30 protein-coding genes and 1 pseudogene are annotated in these 26,225 nt (G+C 43.2%); 20 read left to right on the top strand and 11 right to left on the bottom strand.

The window, feature by feature from the left end; translation table 11 throughout:
* The first annotated feature begins 40 nt into the window (after nt 1–40).
* Complete coding sequence (locus tag F0342_RS18220) at nt 41–283, top strand: hypothetical protein (RefSeq protein WP_149157280.1); 243 nt, start codon at nt 41–43, stop codon at nt 281–283.
* Between the two features lie 151 nt (nt 284–434).
* Here the strand turns inward: F0342_RS18220 and F0342_RS18225 are convergent, their stop codons facing one another.
* Nucleotides 435–734 carry a hypothetical protein gene (locus F0342_RS18225; protein WP_149157281.1) on the bottom strand — a complete coding sequence of 100 codons (300 nt, stop codon included), beginning with the start codon at nt 732–734 and terminating at the stop codon, nt 435–437.
* Nucleotides 735–1,097: 363 nt separating this feature from the next.
* Between F0342_RS18225 and F0342_RS18230 the strand changes: the two genes are divergently transcribed.
* From F0342_RS18230 to F0342_RS18290, 13 genes are all read left to right on the top strand, one after another.
* Nucleotides 1,098–1,640, top strand: a complete 543-nt coding sequence (locus F0342_RS18230; RefSeq protein ID WP_149157282.1) for a ribonuclease FAU-1 family protein — start codon at nt 1,098–1,100, stop codon at nt 1,638–1,640.
* 145 nt (nt 1,641–1,785) lie between these two features.
* Nucleotides 1,786–2,262 (top strand): DUF2975 domain-containing protein, encoded by a 477-nt coding sequence (locus F0342_RS18235; protein WP_262481798.1) that lies wholly within the window; start codon nt 1,786–1,788, stop codon nt 2,260–2,262.
* Nucleotides 2,263–2,271: 9 nt separating this feature from the next.
* Complete coding sequence (locus tag F0342_RS18240; protein WP_149157284.1) at nt 2,272–2,490, top strand: helix-turn-helix domain-containing protein; 219 nt, start codon at nt 2,272–2,274, stop codon at nt 2,488–2,490.
* A gap of 22 nt (nt 2,491–2,512) precedes the next feature.
* Nucleotides 2,513–3,319, top strand: a complete 807-nt coding sequence (locus F0342_RS18245; RefSeq protein WP_149157285.1) for a DUF817 domain-containing protein — start codon at nt 2,513–2,515, stop codon at nt 3,317–3,319.
* A gap of 17 nt (nt 3,320–3,336) precedes the next feature.
* The gene (locus F0342_RS18250) at nt 3,337–3,591 is read left to right on the top strand and encodes a hypothetical protein (protein ID WP_149157286.1); all 255 of its coding nucleotides are present in this window, start codon (nt 3,337–3,339) and stop codon (nt 3,589–3,591) included.
* Between the two features lie 238 nt (nt 3,592–3,829).
* On the top strand, nt 3,830–4,225 hold the full coding sequence (spxA, locus tag F0342_RS18255) for a transcriptional regulator SpxA (protein ID WP_149157287.1): 396 nt from the start codon (nt 3,830–3,832) through the stop codon (nt 4,223–4,225).
* Between the two features lie 97 nt (nt 4,226–4,322).
* On the top strand, nt 4,323–4,736 hold the full coding sequence (locus F0342_RS18260) for an Rrf2 family transcriptional regulator (RefSeq protein ID WP_149157288.1): 414 nt from the start codon (nt 4,323–4,325) through the stop codon (nt 4,734–4,736).
* A 91-nt stretch (nt 4,737–4,827) separates the two neighbouring features.
* Complete coding sequence (locus F0342_RS18265) at nt 4,828–5,163, top strand: IDEAL domain-containing protein (protein ID WP_149157289.1); 336 nt, start codon at nt 4,828–4,830, stop codon at nt 5,161–5,163.
* Nucleotides 5,164–5,445: 282 nt separating this feature from the next.
* On the top strand, nt 5,446–6,258 hold the full coding sequence (locus F0342_RS18270) for an MBL fold metallo-hydrolase (protein WP_149157290.1): 813 nt from the start codon (nt 5,446–5,448) through the stop codon (nt 6,256–6,258).
* A gap of 84 nt (nt 6,259–6,342) precedes the next feature.
* Nucleotides 6,343–8,082 carry an ABC transporter ATP-binding protein gene (locus tag F0342_RS18275; protein WP_149157291.1) on the top strand — a complete coding sequence of 580 codons (1,740 nt, stop codon included), beginning with the start codon at nt 6,343–6,345 and terminating at the stop codon, nt 8,080–8,082.
* Entirely contained in the window at nt 8,079–9,857 is a 1,779-nt protein-coding gene (locus F0342_RS18280; protein WP_149157292.1) for an ABC transporter ATP-binding protein, read from the top strand. Before F0342_RS18275 ends, F0342_RS18280 begins: the two co-directional genes overlap by 4 nt.
* 322 nt (nt 9,858–10,179) lie before the next feature.
* The gene (locus F0342_RS18285; protein ID WP_149157293.1) at nt 10,180–10,596 is read left to right on the top strand and encodes a GNAT family N-acetyltransferase; all 417 of its coding nucleotides are present in this window, start codon (nt 10,180–10,182) and stop codon (nt 10,594–10,596) included.
* A 57-nt stretch (nt 10,597–10,653) separates the two neighbouring features.
* A complete protein-coding gene (locus F0342_RS18290; protein WP_188048603.1) occupies nt 10,654–11,931 on the top strand; it encodes a sensor histidine kinase in 1,278 nt (425 codons plus the stop codon).
* Nucleotides 11,932–11,942: 11 nt separating this feature from the next.
* Here F0342_RS18290 and F0342_RS18295 read toward each other — a convergent pair.
* Nucleotides 11,943–12,728 (bottom strand): annotated as a pseudogene (locus F0342_RS18295) (putative hydro-lyase); the annotation flags it as partial.
* Between the two features lie 417 nt (nt 12,729–13,145).
* Here F0342_RS18295 and F0342_RS18300 point away from each other — a divergent pair.
* Nucleotides 13,146–14,045: a cupin domain-containing protein gene (locus tag F0342_RS18300; RefSeq protein WP_262481799.1), complete on the top strand. Its 900-nt coding sequence runs from the start codon at nt 13,146–13,148 to the stop codon at nt 14,043–14,045.
* Nucleotides 14,046–14,221: 176 nt separating this feature from the next.
* On the opposite strand, the gene mce is transcribed toward F0342_RS18300, so the two are convergent.
* The 3 genes from mce to F0342_RS18315 all read right to left on the bottom strand — a co-directional run bounded on the left by mce (nt 14,222) and on the right by F0342_RS18315 (nt 16,762).
* Nucleotides 14,222–14,647 carry a methylmalonyl-CoA epimerase gene (gene mce, locus F0342_RS18305; protein ID WP_149157297.1) on the bottom strand — a complete coding sequence of 142 codons (426 nt, stop codon included), beginning with the start codon at nt 14,645–14,647 and terminating at the stop codon, nt 14,222–14,224.
* Between the two features lie 196 nt (nt 14,648–14,843).
* Nucleotides 14,844–15,626 carry a YibE/F family protein gene (locus F0342_RS18310; protein WP_149157298.1) on the bottom strand — a complete coding sequence of 261 codons (783 nt, stop codon included), beginning with the start codon at nt 15,624–15,626 and terminating at the stop codon, nt 14,844–14,846.
* Nucleotides 15,623–16,762: a YibE/F family protein gene (locus F0342_RS18315; protein WP_262481813.1), complete on the bottom strand. Its 1,140-nt coding sequence runs from the start codon at nt 16,760–16,762 to the stop codon at nt 15,623–15,625. Before F0342_RS18315 ends, F0342_RS18310 begins: the two co-directional genes overlap by 4 nt.
* Before the next feature lie 403 nt (nt 16,763–17,165).
* On the opposite strand from F0342_RS18315, the gene F0342_RS18320 reads away from it, so the two are divergent.
* Nucleotides 17,166–17,492, top strand: a complete 327-nt coding sequence (locus F0342_RS18320) for a four-helix bundle copper-binding protein (protein WP_149157300.1) — start codon at nt 17,166–17,168, stop codon at nt 17,490–17,492.
* Nucleotides 17,493–17,559: 67 nt separating this feature from the next.
* Here F0342_RS18320 and F0342_RS18325 read toward each other — a convergent pair whose 3' ends face one another.
* Both F0342_RS18325 and F0342_RS18330 read right to left on the bottom strand, forming a co-directional pair.
* Nucleotides 17,560–18,243 (bottom strand): response regulator transcription factor, encoded by a 684-nt coding sequence (locus F0342_RS18325; protein ID WP_149157301.1) that lies wholly within the window; start codon nt 18,241–18,243, stop codon nt 17,560–17,562.
* Between the two features lie 18 nt (nt 18,244–18,261).
* Nucleotides 18,262–19,623: a sensor histidine kinase gene (locus F0342_RS18330; RefSeq protein WP_149157302.1), complete on the bottom strand. Its 1,362-nt coding sequence runs from the start codon at nt 19,621–19,623 to the stop codon at nt 18,262–18,264.
* A gap of 173 nt (nt 19,624–19,796) precedes the next feature.
* Between F0342_RS18330 and F0342_RS18335 the strand changes: the two genes are divergently transcribed.
* A complete protein-coding gene (locus F0342_RS18335) occupies nt 19,797–20,396 on the top strand; it encodes a YdhK family protein (RefSeq protein ID WP_395940701.1) in 600 nt (199 codons plus the stop codon).
* A gap of 431 nt (nt 20,397–20,827) precedes the next feature.
* On the opposite strand, the gene F0342_RS18340 is transcribed toward F0342_RS18335, so the two are convergent.
* Both F0342_RS18340 and F0342_RS18345 read right to left on the bottom strand, forming a co-directional pair.
* Entirely contained in the window at nt 20,828–21,292 is a 465-nt protein-coding gene (locus F0342_RS18340) for a DinB family protein (RefSeq protein WP_188048604.1), read from the bottom strand.
* Between the two features lie 51 nt (nt 21,293–21,343).
* Nucleotides 21,344–22,372 (bottom strand): serine hydrolase domain-containing protein, encoded by a 1,029-nt coding sequence (locus F0342_RS18345; RefSeq protein ID WP_149157305.1) that lies wholly within the window; start codon nt 22,370–22,372, stop codon nt 21,344–21,346.
* A gap of 201 nt (nt 22,373–22,573) precedes the next feature.
* Between F0342_RS18345 and F0342_RS18350 the strand changes: the two genes are divergently transcribed.
* Nucleotides 22,574–23,191, top strand: a complete 618-nt coding sequence (locus tag F0342_RS18350; RefSeq protein WP_188048605.1) for an HAD family hydrolase — start codon at nt 22,574–22,576, stop codon at nt 23,189–23,191.
* Nucleotides 23,192–23,339: 148 nt separating this feature from the next.
* A complete protein-coding gene (locus F0342_RS18355) occupies nt 23,340–24,542 on the top strand; it encodes a sensor histidine kinase (RefSeq protein ID WP_149157307.1) in 1,203 nt (400 codons plus the stop codon).
* Nucleotides 24,543–24,645: 103 nt separating this feature from the next.
* On the opposite strand, the gene F0342_RS18360 is transcribed toward F0342_RS18355, so the two are convergent.
* Nucleotides 24,646–24,894, bottom strand: coding sequence for a YueH family protein (locus F0342_RS18360; protein ID WP_149157413.1), 249 nt, complete (start codon nt 24,892–24,894; stop codon nt 24,646–24,648).
* Between the two features lie 213 nt (nt 24,895–25,107).
* Nucleotides 25,108–25,410 (bottom strand): hypothetical protein, encoded by a 303-nt coding sequence (locus tag F0342_RS18365; RefSeq protein ID WP_149157308.1) that lies wholly within the window; start codon nt 25,408–25,410, stop codon nt 25,108–25,110.
* A 185-nt stretch (nt 25,411–25,595) separates the two neighbouring features.
* On the opposite strand from F0342_RS18365, the gene F0342_RS18370 reads away from it, so the two are divergent.
* On the top strand, nt 25,596–26,084 hold the full coding sequence (locus F0342_RS18370) for a DUF2798 domain-containing protein (protein WP_149157309.1): 489 nt from the start codon (nt 25,596–25,598) through the stop codon (nt 26,082–26,084).
* The last annotated feature ends 141 nt before the right edge of the window (nt 26,085–26,225 follow it).

The raw sequence follows: 26,225 nt of genomic DNA on the forward strand, positions 1-26,225 counted from the left end.
TCATATTCATAATAAAGACATCATAAGGGGGTGTGACATTTTGAATAACGTGATGATACCTGCATTCATCGTGCTTATAATCCTTATTTTTATTATCTGTATCTACTTTATGACCAGGTACAAGCAACAGGCTGTTCAAGTCTTTACATTAGAGAGTTTCCTTCATTCGTCTAAACTGGGTGATGATGAGGGGAAGGATCATAGCTTAATAGAAAAGGTGAATGATTATTTTGATGATGGAGATAGCGGTGGGCATGGAGATGGTGGGGATGACGGGGCGTGAAATTCCCCGTCTTTTTTTATCCATGGAAGCGAGTTGCATAGGCCCCTGGATGGGCAAAGCATGTAAAGATTTAAAGGGAATTCGACACAGATGCTCAATTATTCGAAAAGCGGCACAATAAAACATCGAAAGCTGGATACGTTCTTTCTAACTAGCCAGGCTCATTATCTGCATCTTCTATTGTATTCTCTCCGCCATCTCTAACAACCTGTCCAAACTGGTTGGCATTTTGACCACCTTTATCCGCGATCTGTCCGCCTTGGCTTGCATTCTCCCCATCTTTTCCAGTCAGGTTCTGCGACCCTTCCGATGCGATTTGTTCCACACCGGCATTGCCGCCTTCATTTGCAAGATTATTCGTATTATAAATATTGATATAAATTTTAATTCCATCTTTATCGTGCTTGAAGGAAACTTCTGACTTTTTAGGATCATCTTTATGTTTACCCAAGTTACACTCACCTCCCGTCTGGTATGTTACTACTAAAATATTCATTGCACTCGTAAGTGATTGTGAACTTGTCCTATTGTTTCTGTTTTCTTTCTATTAACAGAAACACTGGTTTGTATATTGCAAAAAAGAAGGAACTCTTCTTCCATTTAATAGAGATAACAAATAGCAGGATGTTTCAAATAAATGTAGAAGCATAAACAAAGGAGTTTCCTGGATATACCAATTTATAAAGAGACTGAAATAATTATTGAAAGAGATGATCTCATACCTTTGCTTATTTTGCGGAAAGGTTATCTGAAGAATAATTCATGGAGACTGATTGCATGAGTACATAAACAGAAAAAGGTTTGGGGGATAATGATGCTTAAAAGAAAATATGGAGACCGTGCGGATTGGAAACGAGTGATCAAACGAAAATATGCACAGACGTATCTCGATAACGGGGAATATAAGGGCTATATCACATTATTGAATACAATAAAAGTAACGGAACCATTATCTGTTCGTTATGTGGAAAAGAGTGTATGTATTGTGGATGATGGTTATATGTGGCTGCAGCAATTTCCAATCGGTAAGAATCATTCAGTAACGACGATGTTTGATGCAGGTGGTGATATCGTTCAATGGTATATCGATGTTTGCCTTTGCAATGGAATAGAAAATGATATTCCCTGGATGGACGATTTATTCTTAGATATTGTCCTATTACCAACGGGAGAAATCATTGAAAAGGATGCGGATGAGCTTGAAGATGCTTTATTGAAAGGAATCATTGATAAGCCTCTATACGATCTGGTATGGAATGAAGTGAAAACCCTAAAAGGTCTCATAAGGAAGGGCAGCTTTGACTTGATAAAATGGTCACATAGCCATAAGGAAATCTTATCTAACCTTTGGCAGTAGCATGCATTAAAGCATTTCTTTATCATAAGGAATGCTTTTTATATTGTCTAATACAATAATAATAAACTTATTTTCAATAATTTTTTATTGTAAAACAATAAACTATATATTAAGATTAAATTGAATTTAAATAAGCGAGGTGCTTTTGATGAAACGAGAAACACTCTTTTTGAAAATAGCTGTTTTTCTTATAGGAACCCCGGTTCTTGCTTTATGCGTATTCGGGTTGCCCTGGTTAGCGAAGGATGCGGCTGGTTCGGAGCTGGCATATTTGATATATGGTATCTTAGTTGTGATGTATGTATCGGCGATCCCGTTTTTCGTTGCCTTGTATCAGGCGATCAGACTATTAAGCTATATTGACAAGAACAACGCGTTCTCGGAATTATCGGTCAAGTCGTTAAAGAATATTAAATATTGTGCAACCACCATCTCGATCGTGTATGTGGCAGGGATGCCTCTCTTCTATCTCATGGGAGAGAAAGACGACGCCCCAGGGGTCATATTGATCGGGATGATGTTTGTTTTCGCTCCGTTGGTAATTGCGGTATTTGCGGCAGTTCTTCAAAAGCTATTAAAAAATGCCATCGATATAAAATCAGAAAATGACTTAACGGTCTGAGGTGAAAATATGGCGATTATAATCAATATTGATGTGATGCTGGCGAAAAGGAAAATGAGCGTGACAGAGCTATCGGAGAGGGTTGGAATCACGATGGCGAACCTTTCTATATTGAAAAATGGAAAGGCAAAGGCGGTTCGATTATCCACTTTAGAGGCGATCTGTAAGGCATTGGAGTGTCAGCCCGGAGATCTTTTAGAATACCAAAGTGAGGAAGACATTCAATAAATAGGGTTTGGAGGCAAAAATCATGAGAGCATTAAAACAACTCGTTCGATTTGGTTGGGAGCAGGCCCTGTCCTGTTTGTTCCCTGTCGTCATTTTTGCCTCTTTGGCTTTGACACAAGTCATCCCGCTGCCCTTCTTGCCGCGGTATGACTGGCTGCTCATCATCTGCCTCCTGATGCAGTGGGGGATGCTGCGTTCCGGGCTTGAAACACGGGATGAACTCAAGGTGATCACCTTGTTTCACCTCATCGGGCTTGCCCTTGAACTTTTTAAGGTCCATATGGGCTCATGGTCTTATCCTGGGGAAGGGTATTCCAAAGTGTTCGGGGTGCCTTTGTACAGTGGATTCATGTACGCAAGTGTGGCGAGTTATCTTTGTCAGGCGTGGAGGAGGCTTAGGGTGGAACTGGTGAAGTGGCCACGGTTTTTAATCGTTTTCCCTCTTGCTGCTGCCATTTATTTAAATTTTTTCACCCACCATTACTGGATCGACGTTCGCTGGTGGTTATCGGGACTCGTTCTGATCGTCTTTTGGCAGACATGGGTCCTGTACGAAGTGGGCGGAATCCGTTACCGCATGCCACTTGCCCTTTCATTTGTGCTCATCGGATTTTTCATATGGATAGCTGAAAATATCGCCACGTTCTTTGGCGCATGGGAATATCCAAATCAAACCGATGCCTGGAGTCTCGTTCATCTAGGGAAGGTGAGCTCTTGGCTCTTACTGGTGATCGTCAGCTTTCTGATCGTGGCGATGTTGAAGCGGGTGAAGGGGAACGGTTCGGTTCAGGTTGGGACGGATCCACTTTCCACCGGACATAACCAATGAGGTCAGGAGAGATAGGTTTGAAAAATATAGCTTTCTTTATCATCCTGGTACATACCATCATTTTTATTCTGTGGATCATGAACTCAGGGTACTTGTTTTCAACGGTTGGAACGACATTTTGGATTGCGTCGGTAGCTTTAGGGTTCCTCATTCAAAAACAGCTGGATGATGTCATGATGTTAAGAAAGATATTGGTTATATCTAATTGGTGGATGGTGTTTTTGATGATCATGACTGTGGGAATTTATTTTGTTGTGAGTTCAATGCCTTAACCTTGATGAATGATTAATTGTAGATAAAAAGATTATTCAGGTAAATGGTAAAAATAATTTCTACTTTTTGTAGAGGAGGAATCCTTCCTTTAGTCGGGAAGGGTTCTTTGTTTTGAAAAAAGATAGTTGACAAATCAAACTGTAAATTATATTATTACAGTGTATCCAAAAGACAACAAATATTTTTTTAGGGAAACTGTTACTTTTTTTATTACAATTAAGAAGGAGTGAGTAAATAATGGTCAATTTATATCTGACACCGAGCTGCGCATCCTGCCGTAAAGCAAGAGCATGGCTTGATGAACACTCAATCGAATATGTGGAACGAAATATGCTGACAGAACCGTTGACACCTGACGAGATCAAATCGATTCTTCGCCTGACGGAAAATGGAACAGAAGATATTATTTCCACTCAATCAAAGGCTTTCCAAGAATTAAATGTAGACGTTGATTCGTTGCCACTCCAGGATTTATATACATTAATCAGAGAGAATCCGCAAATGCTGAAGAGACCTATCATCCTGGATGAAAAAAGATTGCAGGTTGGTTATAACGACGAAGAAATCCGCAGCTTTCTTCCGAGAAAGGTTCGTACTTTTTCATACAAAGAGTTGCAAAAAATGGCCAACTAGGAGCAAGTATCCCATGCGGTATTCTTGACTATTTAAACTGTAATATGTAAAATTACAGTAAGAGTCACAAAGCAGCTTTTGATTTAGGAGGCAGGCCATGAATAGCGACTTTACTTTAGCCATTCACAGTTTAACGTACCTGGCACTGAAGGCAGATCGCATGTCGACAAGTGATGCGATTTCAGAAAGTGCCGGGGTCCATCCAGTCCGCATTCGTAAAGTCCTGAGTTTGTTAAAAAAACAAGGATTTATCACATCAAAAGAAGGAACGGGCGGTGGATTTATCTTTGTCAGGGAGTTAAGAGAGATCAATCTTTGGGATATCTATAAGATCACCTCTGAAGGCTCACTGCAGCCGAAATGCACGGATTCTAATGAAGAGTGTGTGGTAGGGGCCAATATGAAAAGCGTTCTTTTTCACATTTTCCTAGGTGCAGAAGAAAAACTGGGGGACTATTTAAAGCAATACACCATCAAAGATATTGTCGATTTGATCAATAAAGGAAAATAGAGGAAGGCTGGGAGACAGCTTTTTTTCTGGTCCAAATGTAATTAAAAATGTTACAGTTAAGTTGAAATTTTTTATAAGAAGGTGAATAAGGATGATGTCAAACAATCAATCGATCTTAAAAACGGGAGATTGGATCAAGGGTAAATCACACTCAGGTGAATTAATCATCGGATACATTGAGAACCTTGATATCCAAGGCACAACCGTAAAAGCCAAAGTTGTGACCAGTGATAATAAAACCATTGAAGGCAGGACCATCCCCCTATTGAGCAAACAGGTGAAAAAAATACCAGAAGCGAATGTGAAAAACAAGGAACAAATCCAGTACCTGATTGACCTGGCGCTTGCAACGGGTGATCAAGAGTGGTTCTTGGAACTGACTACCAAGTTGAATTCCATAAGGGAGCTTGCAGAGGGTATAAAGTGAACGTCATGAAAAGGAGCTGATGAGCGGGATTCTTCACCTTTTCATTTAGCGCGCAAATATAAACAGCGTATTAATGCTATCCCTCAATTCCAACTATAAAGAAGCTGCTGATCCATTTTATTGGGTCGGTAGCTTCTTTTTTCATAAGAATTTACCATATAGGGAGTCAACCACCTTTTCCTTCTAAAGTCGTAGAATACATTTGACCATTCGGTGGAAGAGGATTACTAGAAAATGGAATAGAATAAAAGAAGTGGTTAATAAAAAAGGAGGAGCTTTACGATGAACAAATATGTGTGTTCAACATGTGGAACCCAATACCCTAAGAGTCAGGAAGAACCTGAAAGATGCCCCATTTGTGAGGAAGAACGTCAGTATGTCAATCCAAATGGTCAAAGCTGGACGACTCTCGATGAAGTGATCTGGAGCGGAATCTATCAAAATACCATTCTGCAAGAAGAACCGGGACTGTACAGCATCACCACTACGCCGAAATTCGGCATCGGACAGACGGCTTACCTGATATCGACTGGCGGCTACAATGTTTTATGGGACTGTGTCACGTATCTGGATGAAGTGACGATCCAGACCATTGAAGAGTTGGGCGGCATCGATGCAATCGCGGTTTCCCATCCGCATTATTACTCTGCACAGCTGGAGTGGGCTGACCGGTTTGATGCGGACGTTTATCTTCATCGGGATGACCAGGCTTGGGTCATGGAACCGGGAAAGAGGATCAGGTTTTGGGACGGGGAAGAGCTGACGTTGAGCGAAGGGATTTCACTGCACCGTCTCGGTGGGCATTTCAAAGGAGGAGCAGTCCTTCACTGGAGTCAGACAGGGGTTCTCTTGACAGGAGATATCATTCAGGTGGTGGCGGATACGGACTGGGTCAGCTTCATGTACAGCTATCCCAATCTCATTCCCCTGCCGGCAGGTAAAGTGAAGGAAATGGCTGAAAAAGTAAAGCCTTTATCTTTCCACAAGCTGTATAATGCCTTTCATCGGGTGATAGAAAAAGATGCCGATCAAGCGGTCCAACGATCTGCAGAACGATATATTAATGCTTTAGAAGGGAAACTGTTCTCTACATAATGGAAGGGTCCCCTCACTCTATTCGAATTATAGTGAATATTATAAAAAATTGGTATAAAATAAAATTTTGTGAGGGGGTCAATCATGAACTTATTAAAAACAACTCTAAATCATTTTAAGCCTTATTGGCGGAAGCTATTAGTGGCTCTTGTGTTTTCCATCATCGGCGGGCTCTTTACGATCGTGCCATCGATTCTAGTGAAGCGGTTGGTGGATGATGTGATTGTTGGTGGGGACTTGAATTTCTTAGTCTGGGTCGTGGCCGGGATTCTCGGTGCGTACTTAGGAAAGTCCCTGTTTGAAACGATGCAGGAATATGTGCAGGTGAAAATCGGGCTCGATGTGATTACAGATATGCAGATCCGTGCGTTCAGAAAGCTACACCGGACTCCGATGTCGTTCTTTTCAAAGACACCGAGGGGAGATATGCTATTCCGTCTGACTCATGATGTGGAATCGATCCAGAATCTGAACAATACGGTTGTTCCCCGTATCCTCCAGCAGGTTGTAGGTGCAATTGCGGCCTTTTCCACGGTGTTTGTTTTATTCTGGCCTGCTGCCATCGTGATGTTTGCCGTATTTGCGATTTATATCGTTCCTTCTTTTACATTGGGGAAGAAGATGCGAAAGATGAGCGCGGTCCAGCGTGAGATGAGTGCTGATATGTATCAGCATCTGCAGGAAAGCATTGAGAGTGTGAGATTGGTGCGGACTTATCAGACACAGGATGTAGAAGTGGGAACCCAAGAGAAGAAGCTCTCGGATTGGAAGCAGTTCTCGATTCGGGCGGCCCTCATCGGGAAGGTGAATTGGCGCTTGGGGAACCTATTCAATATCGCAGCTCCTGGTGTCGTTATGCTGATCGGTGGATGGGCGATTTGGGACGGGACGATCACGGTCGGAACCCTCGTTGCGTGCCTGAGCTTCATCCCCATCATGTTTCTGCCGGTCAGGTCCATGGCGGAGCATGCCTTGACGATTCAGCAGGCGATTCCGGCCCTGCAGCGAATTTATGAATATTTTGATCTGCCGGAAGAACATGAGGAGAAACTTCCTTCTTTTGGTCCGGTAAAAGGAAAGATTGACTTGGAGAATCTATGGTTTTCGTATCCTGGAAGTGATAAGCCGGTCTTGAAAGGTGTTTCCTTATCATTGAATCAGGGGAATCACATCGGGATCGTCGGTACGAGCGGCGGAGGAAAAAGTACCCTGGTCCAGCTTTTATTGGGGCTGTATGAACCTCAGCAGGGCTCCGTGATGATCGATGATAAGAATCTATTAGAATACAACCGGAACAGCTTTCGCCAGCAGGTTGGGGTGGTGTCTCAGGAAACCTTCCTATTGAATAGCACGCTCCGGCAAAATCTGTTGTACGGAAAAACAGACGCAACAATGGAGGAATTGGAGAGGGCTGTGGAAGCTGCGGGCTTGAAGGAATTGATTGATTCCCTGGACGAGCGATATGAAACGCTCGTCGGGGAGCGGGGCTTGAAGCTTTCAGGTGGTCAACGACAGCGCGTGGCCCTTGCCCGGGCGATCTTGAGACAGCCGCCTGTGCTGATCTTCGATGAAGCGACTTCTTCCCTGGACGGGGAAACGGAAGAACGGGTGCAGGCATCCTTAGAGAAGCTGATTCCGGGCCGGACGACGATCACGATCGCCCACCGTCTCGTCACGGTGAGGAATGCCGATGTGATCATCCTTCTCGATCAGGGAGTGGTGGCTGAAAAAGGAACGCATGAAGAGCTGCTCCTCATGAGGGGCAAGTATTATGAATTATACAAAGCCCAATACAGCGAGCTTGAAAAGGAGATGATCGGATGACAACCACCCAAGTGAAGAATCGTGACGGACGAAGGGTGCTTAGCTTCCTTCGTCCCTATAAAAAGTGGGTAATAGCAGACTCCATCGTCATTGCGATCAGTCAGGTATTCTCTGCCCTGATCCCGACACTCGCCCTCAGCTGGCTAGTGGATACGATCCTCCCGAATGAAAACTATAATTGGCTTTGGGGTCTCATGTGGCTCCTAATATTATCAGCGGTATTGGATCTTGTTATGATGGTGATCGACGAATATTTCTGTCACCAAACCGCGAAGACTGTGACGAATTGGCAGAAGTTGAGGTTGTTCCGTCATCTGCAGATCATCCCGTATTCGTTTTATCACCATAATTCCACAGGGGAAATGCTTGCGAGGGTGTCGGATGATCCGGATACGCTCCATAATTTCCTGGCGTGGGAAGGCTCGACGTTCATGGCGAGCGTGCAGGGTGTCTTCATTTACAGCCTGGTGTTGTTATGGATTCATCCTTACTTGATGATTACTAGTGCTGTCCTTGGCGTGATTTTCTATTGGACTTCTAATTATGTGGGGGCAAGAACAAGGTCTGCTTCTGCTGATGCAAGAAAAGAAGCGTCGAGATACCTGGAGAGATTAAGAGAATCGGTGACGGGGATTCACCTGTCGCGTGTGATGGGTGTCTCTGAAAGTGAAGTGGAAAGTGTCATCTCCATCCGGGATACCTTCGTTCAGCACTCGGTCAAGGAACTAAAAGCAAGAATGCAGTCGGTGGTGGTGATTGCTAGTTACAACGGATTCGCTTTGGGGCTTGTGTACTTAATCAGTACTCTATTGATATGGAATCAAGGTCTGACGAGCGGACAGATGCTGACGGCCGGAGGACTCGTGACCATTGCGGCGAATGAAATGCAGAAACTGCTCCGGAACTGGCTTTCTGTCAGGAGGACAGGGCCGGCACTGGATCGTTCTGAAATCCTGCTTTCTGAGGAAGTTTCTGAAGCCGAGGTTTCAGAAGGATTGCGTGGTGAACGGGCAAGCGGGAGCATCCGCCTCCAGGACGTGGCATTTGCTTATCCGGGGAAGGAAGAAAATGTGTTAAAAGGCGTGTCATTTTCCATTGGTGCCGGGGAGAAATGTGCATTGGTCGGTCCGAGTGGGTCGGGAAAATCGACGATAGTCGATCTGCTATTTAAGCTCTACGATACAGGAGTCGGACGAATTGAAGTCGACGGCAAGGATATCCGGGAATGGGATACAGCGTGGCTCCGTTCGCAAATGGCCATTGTGACCCAGGATGTGATGCTAAGAAGCGGGACACTCGCAGAAAACCTGCGCATCGGAAAGCGGGAAGCGACGGATGAAGAGCTCTTGAAAGCAATGGAAGATAGCGGCTTGGGCGAACTCATGGACACCCTGCCGGACGGACTCAATACCGCAGTCGGGGAGAGGGGAAGCCTGCTATCAGGAGGGCAGAAACAGCGTTTATCGCTGGCTAGAGCGCTCTTAAAGGACGCTCCGATTTTGATTCTTGATGAAGCGAGTTCGGCACTGGATCCAATCACAGAAACCAAGATCAACGAAGCGGTGATGAAAGCAGGGAAGAATCAAACAATCATCATCGTTTCCCATCGATTATCAACGGTTCTTTCTGCGGATAAAATTGTGGTGCTGGAGGATGGAAGGATTGTGGAAGAAGGAAAACATGCGGATTTGCTTCTGAATCAAACAGGAGTGTATTCAAGACTGTTTGGCAGGGAAGCTGAAATTGGCGGGAAGACGATTGATCATGTGTCGTAAAGGGACGATGGAAGGGAACCACACGATTCCTCATAGGTTAGACATGATGCGGGAGCAGGAAAAAAACGTACTCCGGCAAATGGAAGATACGAAAGTAAATCTAAAGAAAATAAATCGGAAAATTAAAAGGTATGAAAGTGAAATCTAGTAGGTGAAAAACCCGACTCCTGGTTAAAGCAGAAGTCGGGTTTTTACTTTAAAAGGTCGAAAGAAACGCAGGAACTGTATCACGCCTTGGTCTCCAATAGGAGGATTTTTGAGACGTTTTATCGAATTATTAAACATCGCATAGTTAGAAATATCTATTTATTGGAGGATCCATATGAAACAGTATGAAATGCTGCCTAATACAACCCCGACCCTGGATGAATACGTAACCTTATGCTCAAGTGTAGGATGGAAAGAATATATGAATTTTGACGTTGCCGAGGCCTCGCTGGCTCATTCGGTTTACTCTGTCATGGTGAAGGACCGGAATGAAGTGATCGGGATGGGAAGGATCGTAGGAGATGGTGCTATTTATTTCTACATTCAGGACGTGGTGGTCCGTCCCGACTATCAATATAAGGGAATCGGGAAGGAAATCATGGATGACTTGATGCGCTACATCAAAGAACACGCCCCCAGTAAGGCCTTCGTGGGGTTGTTCGCTTCAGAAGGAAAGGAAGCTTTCTATGAAAAATACGATTTCAAGGATTACTCACCGAATATGACAGGGATGTTTAAAGTGAATCCATAAGAGGGACGGACCTCATCTGCATTCGACCAAAGACCTGAAATTTTGGAGGCTTACATGATGAACCATTCAGCGTTATTTAACGGATTACTGATCAACCTCCTTGTCATTCTGATCATTGTCTTATTAGTAAACTTCTATCATTTATCGAAGCATAGTTTGAATAAAGCTCATATGGGGCCCTTCCAAGTTTTTCTCACCAATATGGTGCTGATCATTCTGAGTGTGTTGCTATCGCACCAATTACATAGTGGTTTCCTTTATGATTTACGTTTCATTCCTTTTTTAATTGGCGGGATATACGGGGGAAGAAAGGTCCTGCTAGGATTGGCCGTCACGATGATCGCCGTCCGGGTCCCGTTTATGGGGCATGGATTGATTGTCACGATCCTCCTCACAGTCCTATCAAGTGTTGTAATCTACTATTTGTCTCCGAAACTATCTGAAAAGCCGTGGAGGATCAGAGTGTACTGGTTTACCCTCTTTTCCTTCTGTTACTCGATTCTTGGCCAACTGATCCCTTCGTTGTTCTTTGATTTTAAGGATTATCTGGCGTTCGTTATTTATTCTGGAGTTCTGACGGTATCTACCTTCCTTGTCTTGTATCTTTGTGAGATGATCAGGCTCACCGTGATTCTTCAATTGGAATCCATTAAATATGAAAAGATGCAGGTCGTCAGCCACCTGGCAGCAAGCATCAGTCATGAGATCAGAAACCCCTTGACGACGGTCAAAGGCTTTCTGCAATTAATCAATGAAGATCCAGCAAATCCTTCGACCAATATCGAATTATCGAAAGTGGCTGTCAGTGAAATCGACCGGGCGACGGAAGTGATCAATCATTATTTATCCTTTGCCAAGCCCCATCCGGAAGAAGATACGAAGCTGGATGTGACCATGGAAATCATGCGATCAAAAGACATCATCATGCCCCTTGCCCTCAAAAAAGGAGTAACGATGGATGTCGAATTATCTCATACTCATACCATAATGGGGGACTCCAACAAGCTTCAGCAAGTCCTCATCAATGTTCTGAAAAATGGCATCGAAGCAATGGAGTCAGGCGGAGCACTGAGTGTCATCAGCTATGAAGAAAGGGATCGGTTGTTGATTGCGATCAACGACACGGGGATCGGGATGACCCATGAACAAGTCACCCGCCTTGGCGAGCCCTACTTTTCCCTAAAAGGATCAAAAGGCACGGGTCTCGGTATGATGACAGTCTTTCAATTGGTTGATGCGATGAGTGGTACGGTAAACGTTCAAAGTAAGGAATATCAAGGTACGACGATCACTCTATCATTCCCTGTTGTACGGGATGAGGGACGGACCTCTTAGAGGTCCGTCCCTCATTTTCCTTCCTTCAGATACTCCTCATTGCTCCAGTCCGTGACGAACATATGTCCGGGGGCATGGGTCATTATGAAGGGGATCTTTGCATGTAGGGCCACTGCTTGAGGTGTCACGCCGCAAGCCCAGAACATCGGTGTTTCTCCATCCTTGATGCCGACAAAATCACCATAATCGGGCCGGGTGATATCCCCGATGCCGATTTCTGTCGGGTCACCGATATGGACAGGAGCCCCGTGCATTTTAGGGAATAATGAGGTGATATCTGCTGCTTTTTGTACCAGATGATTAGGGACCGGCCTCATGGAAACGACCATTGGACCTTGGAACACACCGGATTTCTCCGTCTGGATATTCGTCTTATACATGGCAACATTCTTATTCTCCTCGATATGCCGCAAAGGGATCTCTCCCTTGATCAGCTGACTTTCAAACGTGAAGCTGCACCCGATGAGAAAAGTGACGAAATCATCTCGCCATACATCATCTATCCGCGTTTTCTTTTCCACCAATTCACCATGCTCATACACGTGATAGAGGGGGATATCCGTTCTGATGTCGGAACCTTTTCCATACGTCGATTCGAATTCACCAGCTTCCAGCACTTCGACAATCGGGCAGGATTTAGGATTCCGTGTGGTGAAAAGTAAAAAATCAAAGGCGTATTCCTTAGGCAGGACGACTAGATTGGTCTGGACATAATCCTGGCACACACCGGACGTATGGGATTGGTGCTCCCCATTTCGGATGCGGTTTCTTAGTTCTGACGGTAACATGGATTCAGCTTCCTTTCTTTGTTGATCGAATTTTCTCTATTTTAACACAGGAGGTCCATCGATAATGAAGTCGTTTCCTGAAAGGGACCAATTCTCCGGCTTCTCTTAATCAAATAAATCATCAAATAGCCAAGGAATATCCTTGCACTCTAGGGGAGGATAAACGAAAAATCCACCTTTCGACCAAGAACAGTCCGAGAAAGGCGAAGATCCCGACCAGGAACGGAAAATACCAGCAGTGAATGATGATCACCTCATTCACTATATTTTTCCAAATCGATCCGCTGATTTACTATAGCCGGCTGATAGATTGTTAATCTCTTGAACGTCGATCCGTTCAAATAGGTATGTGCACACTTACCTGGCACTTACATAAGATATCTTGGTAAAAATCTGAAGGGAATGAGCAGCATGTACAATGTTCCGATGACATATTCATATCATCCTTATGCGAATCCAAACCCCATGGCAAGAACCGGGGAGGAAGCGAATCAGCCAATTGCTGAAATCCTTTTCGACGGAATCAGGGGAAAAGCGGCAACAGTCGATCTGTACAGCCGATTAGCCCATGCAGCCCCGAATCAATACCACCAGTATGAACTTCTTCAACTGATGGAAGACGAACAGCGTCACTGGTGGGAACTGACCAATCTATATACTTCGCTTACGGGAAGTCAGCCTGTTTACCAGGTTGAGAGTGTTCCATTCTGTTCTTACCAGGAGGGACTGCAGAGAGGATATGAAGCGGAATTGGCAGATTATGAACAGTTCCGTGTCGGATGCTTGCAGGCCCAGCATCAACCTGTGTATGAGGTGTTCGCGAATGCATGTAAGGATGAATGGGAGCATGCGAGGCGCTTGAGTGTGCTTGGGGCGGATGAGGACAGTCGGATGATATCGATGGATTTTGGTCCGTCACCGTTTGTCGTGGATATCGACGAGGCAACGGTTCAAATTGACACATTCCGCACCGCCATTTGGACGGGAGAGCATCTGCAAGTGACATTGATGAGTATTAATCCGGGAGAAGATATCGGGTTGGAAAATCATCCGAATCTGGATCAATTCCTGCGTCTGGAGCAAGGTCAGGGAATCGTCCGGATGGGAGACCGGCAGGATAACTTAACCTTTGAAAGAGAAGTGAAGGAAGATTATGCGATCGTGATCCCGGCTGGTACGTGGCATAATTTGATTAATACGGGTAATACGCCGATTAAACTTTATTCGATTTATGCTCCGCCTCAGCATCCTCGGGGGACGGTTCATGTGACGAAGGCGGATGCGGAGGCTGCCGAGGCAGGTCGCGGGTATTTTTATTCGGAATAGGGATTCATGTGAGAACGAGATTTGAACAGGGAAGGACGTTTTAAGGTGTAGATAGATAACCTGGTCTCATTCCTGATTCCACGGCCTTACCAGTTCCAATCAATAGATTAAAGACGAGGGATTATTGACAAACAAACGCATTGAACTCGAGTTGAGCCCAATGCGTTTTTGTGTGGTTAGATATTTTCCCCATCCGGATAATCACAATACTCGATAATCGTGCCTTCTGTATCAGCAGGATTCAAATAGATCAATCTTCTGCCATGCTTGTTGATGCGAAGACTATCCTCCAATGTGCGGATCCCCTTTAGCTTCAGTTCCTCGAGAGCGGCATCAAGGTCATACACACGATAGGCGATGTGATGGACCCCCTTACCTTTTTGCTTGATGAACCTGGCGATCGGGGACGTATCATTATTCGTCGGCGCAAGTAATTCGGTTCTGGCGCCGTCCACCTCCATGATCGCAATCTCACTTTCGACACCCTTGGCATCACTTCTGTAGCGGTCGATCAGTTTAGCCCCGAGCACATTCTCGTAGAAGCGGATGGTATCTTCAATGTTTCTGACTGCTACCCCGATATGGTCGATTGTCTTTTTCATGGTCATTCTCCTAAAGTCTTATCAGTTTATGTGCTATCTTACCATATCCTTTCGATGACGTGAAAGAATCGGTTCGTCCCAGTGCTTTTTATTCGAAGTTTCGAATAGCAGTCAACTGTGTTTTTTCTACAAAAGGATCAAAAGAAGCTAACAACCTATACTACGGGCCGTTAGCTTCTTTTATAAAAAGTTTTATTCAACGTTCAATCCTGTCCCTCGACCCGCTTCTCCGCTTCACCAAATAATAAGCCGTGATCCAGGAAGTAACCGGAATCGCAAGGGCGACGCCAATTCCCGCAGAACCGATGAAAATCATTTCGGAACTGAATACTTTGGAATTCACGATTTCCCCGATCGAGTAGGATAGGTCCTTGAACCAGATCAGCAGGCCCATATATCCTCCGAAGAAAGCAAAAAACAGTGTATTCGTGCTGGTTCCGAGGATATCCCTGCCAATGCTGAGCCCCGACGTGAATAGATCTTTTTTGCTGATGGTGGGATTATGATAAGCGATTTCCCGCATAGGCGAGGAAATCGAGATGGATAAATCAATGATGGCACCGATGGTACTCATGATGATCATGGAAGCCCCGATTTTCACAAAATCCACTCCGACAAAAAGGGATAGCGCCCCGATTTCCTCGGTTTCCTCTTCACTGAATCCCTGGATCATCGCCTGATCGGTCAACATCAGGATGAAGAAGAGCAGTAAGCCGGTGGTGATGATTGTCGAAAGAAAGGCTGTCACCGTTTTGATGTTGATCTCACTGATGAAAAACAGGGAAATGCAGCTGATCAGAGTGCAGGCGATCAGCGTCAGGATAATCGGATTCATATTCGGATCGTTCATCAAGATGATGGTAAAAAGAAGCACGCCGAAGTTCAGAAATAAGGCGACAAAGGACCGGGCACCTTTTTTTCCACCAATCGTGATCATTAAGATGAAAAGGATGGCTGCGAGATACAGTTGTACAGTCATAGTCTAGCCTTCTTTAGGTTGACAAAAAAGATGGATGTATAGATGGCGATCGGGATCGCCAGTACAATGCCGATTCCCCCGGTCAGTGCCCTCGCCATTTCCAGTGAAAGATTCATGGAAAGGGTGAATCCCAGTGGGGAAGCATTTTTGAAAAACAAAATGAGCATGGGAATAGCTCCGCTTATATAGACGAAGAACAAAATATTCGTCATCGTTCCCATGATGTCCTTGCCGATATCGAATCCCGACTTCCTCAACGCTTTGATTGGGATATCGGGATTCTTCTCGTACAGTCCGAAGATGGAAGACGATAGAGTGATGGCGACATCCATCACCGCTCCCAAACACCCCACGAGTATCCCTGCCATGAACACCATTTCATATGGACGGGTCAGGAATTGCATCTCCTCGTAACGGAGGCCGTTACCAGCGGTGAATCCTACCACAACATAAGCAATCAAAAGTGTCATGAACGTTCCGATCAAGGTCGCGACAACCGCTGCATACGTTTTTTCATTAAAGCCATTGACGAATAAAAGGGATATGCCGGTGAATATAATCACCCCGATGCTGCATACCACCAACAGGCTTATATCAGCTGAGTTCAGGTATATGTCCAGGGCATAGGACAGGATGACGGCGTTGACTCCAAGGGTGATCAGTGAGAAAAGCCCCTGCTTCTTCCCGACCACCAATAAGAGAAGGATAAAAACCCAACCGATGATCATCATGTATGTATCCCGTTTGACGTCTTCTATGTTCCCGGTCAACACCGTGGTCCCGGATGAAGATGAATCGATGCTTATGAATAATTCATTCCCGGGGTGATATTCCTGATCTGTTGCCCCTGAGAAAGAATATTCGTTGGTTAAATGGATTGTCTCACCCTTTTGATCCCCGTTCTTCAGCTCAGCTACGATTTGCTGGGAGTAGAGCTTATCCTTATTTCCATTCATATCCTCCATCTCCGTCGTTTCCACAATCTTGGTACTAATCACTTCGGCAATCGGTCGATCATACCATTCATGATTGTGATAGACGAAGTAGAGTGAAGCGGCAACACATAATGCGAGGATGATGTAGACAAAAAGATGTTTGAAACTTATGTTCTTCCGTTCAGTGATTTGTGCAAACAACAATTCATACCTCCATGATTTGAATAGAAAATAGTATATGTATGGGATGAAAGTAAATTTTCCATCCTTCCGGTCTTCCATTGGTTTCTTGGACTAATGGAACGAGCATTTATTCATTATTCCATAAAAGGGGCGGTTAATCAAAAGAAGGGACGGACCTTGTGCTTCCATAAGAAAGCATGAGGTCCGTCCCTTTTTATAACGGATAAACCGGGGTGTTCCCCTGCCTAATACAAGGGGCGCGCTTCCAAGATGACCATGTTTACCCTCTATTTTTGCAAAAAACATGCAAATGAAACTAAACTTCTTTCTTATTAAATATATTCAACTTATCCGTTTATAGCAAAATGAAAGGGATATAGTAAACGTGTAGGAAATACTAATCTTAAAGGAGGAACTCAACTTGTCTCACGAAAAATTTCAATCTGCCATCAACGCATTACATGAATGTATGGTGGCTTGTAATCATTGTTATGATTCTTGTTTAAAGGAAGAAGACCTCAACATGATGAAAGAATGTATCCGATACGATCGGGAATGTGCGGATATGTGTGCATACTTAGAACAATCCTTAGTAAGAGGAACACCATTTGCATCGGAACTCGCTGGAGTATGTGCTGCGATTTGTGATGCATGTGGGGACGAATGCAGGAAACATGATCATGATCATTGTCAGGCATGTGCCGATGCTTGCTTCAAATGTGCAGAAGAGTGTAAGAAAATTGCCTGAAAGTTTAAAGAATGAACATAAGAAAAGATCAAAGGACTGGGATCCTTTGATCTTTTTATTGTTTTCTTTATATTTTCCACTGATATCCGATACCCCATATCGTCTTTAAATGATGTTCGATGGGAAAGCATGATTTCTTCAATTTTTCCCTTAAATTCCTGATATGGGAATCCACGGTTCGGATATCGGTCGTGGAATGGATATCCCATACCATGAGAAGAAGCTGTTCCCGAGTGTATACCCGTTCTGTGTTCTTCATCAAGGAGTGCAGGATTTTGTATTCTTTTAACGTCAGAGGGCTGACTTCATTCTCATATTTTAACGTGTAGGAGTCTCCATCCAACGTAAAAGCCCCTCTGGTCAAGTGATGCTCATCTACTTGGTCATATTGGTTAATCCTTCTGAATTGTGCAATCACACGTGCGACAAGTTCACCTTCGTCAAACGGTTTCGTGATATAATCATCAGCCCCGGCGCTTAAGCCTTTAATGGTGTCTTCCTTATCCCCTCTGGCCGTTAACATGATAATCGGGATATTTGAAAACTTCCTGATTTTTTCACAGGTCTGAAAGCCGTTCAGCTCAGGCATCATGATATCTAAAATGACCAGGTCAATAGAGTGTTTCTTAACAGCCTGAATGGCCTCATAACCATTATTTTTCTTTTTGCATATATACCCATGAGGCTTTAGATAAAGCTCCAGAAGATTCAGCATCCTGCTTTCATCATCGATTAATAATATAGTATTCACCAGACTGACCTCCAAGCGTCACAGAATAATGTTGATTGATGTCCCTTTGTTTCGTTCACTTTGTATAGAGATATGACCACCATGTGCTTCCACCAGTTCTTTCACAATGGATAGGCCGAGACCTGATCCACCAAATTCCCTGGAACGTGATTTTTCCACCCGGTACATCCTGTTGAATACGTGTGGAAGTTCATCCGGTGGGATGCCCATTCCCTGGTCGTTAATCAAGAGGCTCAAATTCCCTGATTCGTTTCGCTCAACCGTAACCTCAGTTATTGAATGAGGGGGCGAATGTTTTAGGGCATTATCCAATAGGTTCATAACAATTTGTTCAAGACGTATGGGATCGGCCTGGAACGGGAAATCCTCCTTTACAGTCAAAATGAGATCGATTCCCTTTCTTTTAAAAACAGGAGCTACTTTGTTTATGACTTTTTGAAAAAAAGAGCCCGAATCGATGGTTTCAGATTGAATGGAGAAATTGTTTTCATCAATCTTTGCGAGCTCAAATAAATTTTCGATCAACGTCAGGATGGTTTTGGATTCTTCTTGAATGATGTTCAAATATTCTTTTCGTTCAGCTTCCGGGATGTCCTCTCGAAGAGCCACATTGGCATACCCTTGAACATAGGTCAGCGGGGTCCTGAGCTCATGAGAAATATTCGCTAAGAATTCAGTACGCTCCTGTTGTATGGTTTCTAAATCATTCGCCAGCCTCTGAATGGAATCCGATAGATCCCCAAGTTCATCCTGACCCAGATCGGGAAGTTTCACCTCGAATTTTCCCTTGCTCAATTTTTCCGTCGCCTGCTTCATTTTTAACAAGGGGCGCGTCAGGAGTTTCGACAGGAGAAAATGGATCCCCGTTAAGATGATGAGACTCAGTATTCCTGCGAGAAGGAAATGGCTGTTCAATTGGCTGATCAGATTCCGTAACGGTGCGGCGCTCTTGAACATATAGACATATCCTTCGTTCGGTTCACTTTCGAAGGATGTGACGGTAGCTAAATAATTCATATCCTTCCAGTTTGATTCGATCACCCTTCCTTCACGGGGCAAGGATTGCGGGGAGACATGGATGAGTTTACGCATTCCATCGGTTAATTCCCTGGAACCTATGATGACATTATGGTTTTGATCCGTGATCACGACTTCTGTTTCCGTTTTGGATTCCATGAGGGCTATGTGATGGAGTGTCGTTTCTGAATAACGATCTTCTAACACATCACGATGACTGTTTCCCCGGGATAAAATCGATTCAAACTCCTCTTCGATCCGTGTATCTATAATATTGTCATGTAGATAAAGCATCAATAACCCTTCCATCACGAGAACCGCGATTGTAAAGTAGAGGGCTAATTTGGTTGAAATTTTATTCATGGTAAAACCTCATTTTGGCATTTCCTTTATTTTACCGAAAAAATATGAAAAAACTATGCACAATGCCTGAAAGCCGGATGGCATTTATCATAAACTCTTCATGTTTCTTTTCCCTTTCTCCATATAAATTGCAATTTTACAGGATAAACTTTATTGAGAAGATGAAAAGGAGGATGACCATGAGTAGTAATAGTAAAAAATCGATCCTGTTCCTCGTTACAGCACTGTTTCTCCTATTGGGAGCCTGCTCCAACAATGGAGAGGATACAGGAAACCATGAAGGCGGAAATAACCAGGAGAAAAAGGAAGAAATGGACGGGATGGATCATGATGACATGAATCACTCCAGTTCAGGAGAAGTACCGGAAGGCTTGAAGGAAGCGGCCAATCCGACATATCCAGTAGGAAGCAAAGCCACCATCCAAGATGACCATATGAAAGGGATGAAGGGAGCCGAAGCCACGATCACTGGTGCTTATGAGACCGTCGTATATACCGTTACCTATACACCGACCACTGGCGGAGAAAAGGTGGAAGATCATAAATGGGTCATACATGAAGAGATTGAAGATCATGGAGAGGAACCCTATGAATCGGGGGATGAGGTCGTCTTGGATGCCGACCATATGAAAGGGATGGAAGGAGCGACTGCCACCGTTGAATCTGCTGAAGAGATGACGGTGTATATGGTGGATTTCACACCCGTGACAGGTGGAAAAGCAGTAAAGAATCATAAATGGGTGACGGAGAGCGAGTTGTCACCGGCTGAATAAAGGGTAGTTTAGTAAACCATAAAGCAAGAGTTTATTCTAAAAAAAGGATAAGCTCTTTTTTTATGATACAAAGAATTGGAGGAATCCTGAACACTTGAAATAATTAGGAGGGAAGGGAGGGAACAAGAGTACAGTTTCTCCTTTTAAACTTTTTTTATAAATGTTTATTAAAAGCGATAAGAAAGAGAGAGTGTCATTCTAGCAAAACAGCATGGTGATGAATCTAAAGAATGGAAGGTAGAAGACGGCTTTTCTAGACTTGTTCTTAGCCATTGTTGCCCTGGGTGTTTTAATGTGGGGAGGTATTGGCTATTTATATTAAGCTCATGACGGAGTATCAAAGTCGTTCACATACTAATGAAAAAAAGCGAGATCCTTCTTCGATCATCGCCTTCTGTTAATATGTGGGATTTATCTTAATTTCAATTATATTACAAATCAGAGATCTTCAGTAGACGTTCCATCGCCTCAATGTGTCCTATATGAACCGATTCATGCAAAACAGAAAACGAAGCGGCATCCATCATGGTCGTGAATCCATGTACAGGTTTCTCCAAAATCTGATGGAAAGTTTCAAATGGATTTTCATTTACCCGCTTTAATTGATCCTTCAATTCATTGATCAGCTCCGTCAATGGTGGTGCCTGTCCTATCCAATTGGCCGGTTTCGTACCCGGGGCAAAGAAATCGTTGTAATGGTCCGGAATATTCATGGGACGTTTAGATAGTTCAAACATGAAGTATTCTGTTTCCGTAACCAAATGACCTAAATGCCATTTGATCGTATTGTTGAAGCCCTCTGGTTGAATGTTCACCATTTCTTCCGATAGCTTTTCAGAAATCTGAATAGTCCAGCCCCTTACTTTATTGAATTGACCCAGTACAATTGAAGACATTGTATTCCCTCCATTTATCATTATTTTGCTAATTTTATCCCAACTTAATACTCAGATCCCGAAATATCCCTCAATCGCTTTCGTCACCTCAAACGGCCCAGAGTCTCTATTGGATGGAATCGCCAGTTTCAAGTCAAGCTGAGGATAATAAGAGGAACGAAAACTGACTCCGGGATCATACCCCATCACATGAAACTTGTAGATGTCATCATTTCTTTGATTCATCCAAATTCCATAACCGTAGTGCACCTCTCCATTCACATGGACATGAGGGGTCAATAGCTTCCTGGTCGTTTCTTCATTTACTAGTTTATAAGAAAATAAAGCTTCCCAAAGACTCATCATATCTGATGCTGTGATAAACGCCCCTCCGTCCGCCCCGCCTTTTACAGGGATGGAATAGAGGTTGGTTCTCCAAGTATTCTCTTCCTTGTCCTCTATATACCCAAATGCCGTGCTATGAGGAAGGCGGTCCAATGAAAAATAGCCAGAGCGGTCCATGCCTGCTTTCTGGAAAATCTCAGATTCTATGTAATCAGTAAAAGACTTCCCAGTTTGTTGTTCAATGATTAATCCCAAAAGGATGAATCCCGCATTATTGTAATGAAATCGATCGCCTGGAGTGAATTTCATCTTACTGGATTGAAAGAATGGTAGAAAGTCCCCGAGAGATCTCATATGATAAACCGGTCTCTCTTTCCACAACTCTTCAAAATCAGACATGACTTCTTCATCGAAATAATCCGGGATTCCTGACGTATGCGTCAAAAGATGATGGATGGTCACGCCGTCATCAAAATGAGGAAAGTCGATATCCAAACAATCCTTTAAACGGGTGTTAAAAGAGAGTACCCCCTTTTCAACTAATTGACCTATCCCTAGACTTGTAAATAACTTACTTCCAGAAGCAATCCCGAATCGTGTGCCTGGGGTGTTCGGAAGGCGATCTGATCGATTCGCAAAGTCATGGGCGAATTCTGATAATACTTCTGTCCCTTGTTTGACAAGGACGACACCAGAAAAGTCGAGTTCTTTGCAGCTTTCATGTATTAGATTAAGGAGCTCGATATGTTTGCTCATTTAAGTTTCCTCCATTATAGGCTATGACTTTACTAATCTTTTTATAAATTTTAACATAAATTTCCTGTTGTGTGTGATCAAAGGGGACTAAGTAACATAGATCACTTTGGAAATAACCCTTCCCCCTGAATTTCTGCTATACTACATACAATTACATTTTTTCCCTGTCGGAAAATTAACAAATGATTGGAGGAATTAATCATGGACAGCATCATCTTCGACTTGGACGGCACGCTTTGGGACCCAATAGAATCCGTTCTGGAAGCATGGAACAACGTCATCAACGAACATACCCAGTTAAAAGAAGGTATAACAAGGAAGCATCTTGAGGGAACCATGGGGCTTCAAATGAAGGAAATCGGGAAGAAATTGTTCCCTGAATTGAACGAAGAGGAGCGGGAACAGCTTCTGAAAGATTTGTCACGTCATGAAATCCCGCACTTAAGTAAACATGGAGGGAGTCTCTATAATCATGTGGAAGAGGTGATTGTAAAGCTGTCAAAGAAGTACAAGCTGTTTATCGTGAGCAACTGTCAGGACGGGTACATCGAGGCGTTTTATGACTATCACGGACTGGATAAGCATTTTATCGATTATGAGAACCCCGGCAGGACAGGCCTTTCAAAAGGTGAAAATATTAAACTGATCATCGAGCGCAACCATTTAGATGACCCTGTATACGTAGGAGATACAGAAGGAGATCAAAAGGCGGCAAAAGAAGCGGGGATTCCATTTATATATGCACGGTATGGTTTTGGGGAAGCGGAAGAATATACGCAAGTTATTGATTCATTTGATGAGTTACTTAAAATCTTCTAATCATGTTGAGGAGGGACGGACCTTGTAAAGGTCCGTCCCTCCAATTTTAATTGATTTCCAATATTGACTATTCCCGATTTTTGTAAGATAGTTACTATGTCCTGTCATAGATTGACAGAAATAGAGTTTTCTAGTGGGAGTATTTCTAATGAAGGAATTTCATGGTCGATTACATAAAAAATACTATTATATGATTGTTTCGTTCATCATCGTCCTGATGTTGGCTGGTTTGCTGGTGGATAATCCAGTGAATTCACGATTTGCCGTGCATGGAGTGATGATCGTGGTCATCTCTATCTGTCTATTGGTTTATCCGTGGTATGAGAATGCGTGGATGAAGTATATGACGGTCATTTCGTCGACCGGTTATTTTTACGCGTTATTTTACTTGTATCCAGAAACTTGGTCGGAGTTTGTTTTGCTCTGTTTTATTCCTGCATTTTCAATTCTCTTTTTTGACAAGAGGCTTTTTTATTTTTCACTTTTAATCAATTTTGCGTTCATTGCGTTTACATTCGGTTATATCGGGTTCGTGGATAAAGGGCAGGACTATCCTTACATCTTCATAGACTTGGTAGGGAATGTTGTGAACTTTTTGGCCAGTCAGATCCTCCTGTATTTTATCTTCCATTTAACAAACCTTCGAATACAGAAGCAACGTTTGTATTATGAACAGGTGCAGCAGGCGGAGCGGATGAGGACAACGGGGCAGCTGGCGGCGGCTGTCGCCCATGAAATCCGGAATCCCTTGACCGTCGTGAATGGATTTCTTCAATTTTATGTGGAAGATCCGGCATTCAGTCAAAGCCAGAAGCAGAGTTTTGCCCTGATGATGAATGAACTCGATACGGCGGAGCATGTCATTTCCCAGTTCCTGTCCGTTTCAAAGCCTGATGAAAGGGAGAAGGTGGACAACGTAGATGTTGAACTGATTTTGCAAGAGGTAACGGATCTCCTCAACATGTACGGTCTGTTAAATGATAACGGCATTGATCTCAACGTGGAAATGGATTGTCATGTAGCGGCCAATTCTATTGAATTAAAGCAACTATTCATCAATCTAATTAAAAATGCCATCGAAGCCTCCCCGCATAGCGGGTCCGTTAAGGTAATAGCTGCCAAAGTAAAAGGCCATGTCTGCATTCAAATTATAGACAACGGACGTGGAATGAGTCAGGAGGAAGTGAAGAATCTAGGGACTCCGTTCTACTCCTTAAAAAGTAAAGGAACCGGCCTGGGTCTCATGATTTGCTTCAACATTGTGGAGAAATACAACGGGAGCATACAGTTTGACAGCGATCCGGGAGATGGTACAACAGTCACTCTGAGATTTCCGCTTATTCCTAATTAAAAAGAAGGTCCGTCCCTCAACGCACTAAAGCATTGAGGGACGGACCTTCTTGATAAGCATGAAGAAACAGCAAATAAACCGTTTGCTGTTTTGTGTCTTTTATTTAAGAATGGCTTTGAACTAACTTTTCGATAGCTGTGACCAATTCGTCTGTATCACCTTGGAACATATGAAAATTAAGTGAGGATTGAAGTTTTGTATTTTGAATGCTAATGTCATCCTTTTGATTAAATTCTGCAGACCAATGGATTGTAGGTATCGATACGATAAATCGTTTGTCCGGAGTTTTATGGAGATAAACTTCAGCCAGTTTGTTTCCAGAGAGATTTATTTTCTCATACGAGGTTATCATGACATCACTCATTTCAGTTTTATGGTAGGTAATGTAAAGTATAACAGGATTAAACTGTGAAGGTGAAGCATTGCAGACTGGAGCAATAGCAAAGGAATATTTTAAAGTAGAGATTGACTTATTAAAACATGAATAGAAAAAATGTAGAAATAGCAGGAGGGGTTAAGGATGATTGATGGGTCCTTGATCGCTTCAGCATCGTTACAAAGACCATTAACGTTCAACCCGATTTTCAAGATTGAATACACGTTTATCGATTTCTGTTAGTCTTTTATTCAAATAGAGAAATTCAGATTCCGAGTTCTGTTTGGTCACTTTCAGCAAAGCAATGGCATCTTCTGTTTGTGATGCTTCAATTCTTTTTACCGTTTCTTTGATGTTTCTTACGTCTACTTGAGTCTCTTTCAAATCGTTACTGATGTTTTTAACATCCAATTTAGTCTCCTTTAGCTCACCTCGAAACTCTTTAAAATCTTTTTGTAGATCTAATAAAACTTCTATCATTTGCTTTTCCATTGATATCACCTCCTGGATTCCATTATATAGCATGTAAATCGCTCATTCTACCCTAATATATTTCCTCTTTTATAAGAAGGATTTACTCTCCCGCGGTCATCAAATCGTTCACAAAATGTTCACTTATGCAGCCTATCCCTCAATCGCTATAATGACTAGGTGTTCAAAAGAAGGGATGATGGAAATTGCCAACAACGAAGAAGGAAAATCTTTATTTTGGAATGATGATGTGCGTAGGGATGGTGGTGGTCATGACATTTTATAATTTAGTGATCAATAAGATGCTTGGCACTATATCGTTGACAGGAATTCTTGCTCAACTGATCCTGGGCTTTATCGTAGCTTTACTATTGGAATTATTTATTGTCGGACCGGTGGCGCATAAGATGGTGTTCTCTTTGCCATTCGACAAGTCCAAGGGTTTGTATGTGATTCTGTTCACTTCCCTTTTTATGGTGGTGGGGATGGTTTGTATGATGTCGCTGTTTGGATTGGGAATGACGTATTTTTTTGAAGGCCTGGGAGAGAGTACATTAGTTGAAAACTACATTTCGATTGCTTCTAAAAATTTCATCTTTGCTCTTCCTTTGCAGCTTGTCATCATGGGGCCGTTCATTCGCTTTGTCTTTGCTAAATTTGTTAAGGGGCAGGGTATGGCTGAATCGGTTCATTAATCCGGGTGAAGACCGGCAAGAATAGAAGAAGCTTATCTGTCATTAGGTAAGCTTCATTTTCATTGAGGTCATACTATAAAACAAGTCCTTATAGTGGTAAGCTATTGTTTTAGTGTTAGGAAAATCTCAGGAGGTTGACAC

Source organism: Bacillus sp. CH30_1T (genome assembly GCF_008364765.1).
Lineage (GTDB): Bacteria > Bacillota > Bacilli > Bacillales > Bacillaceae_B > Rossellomorea.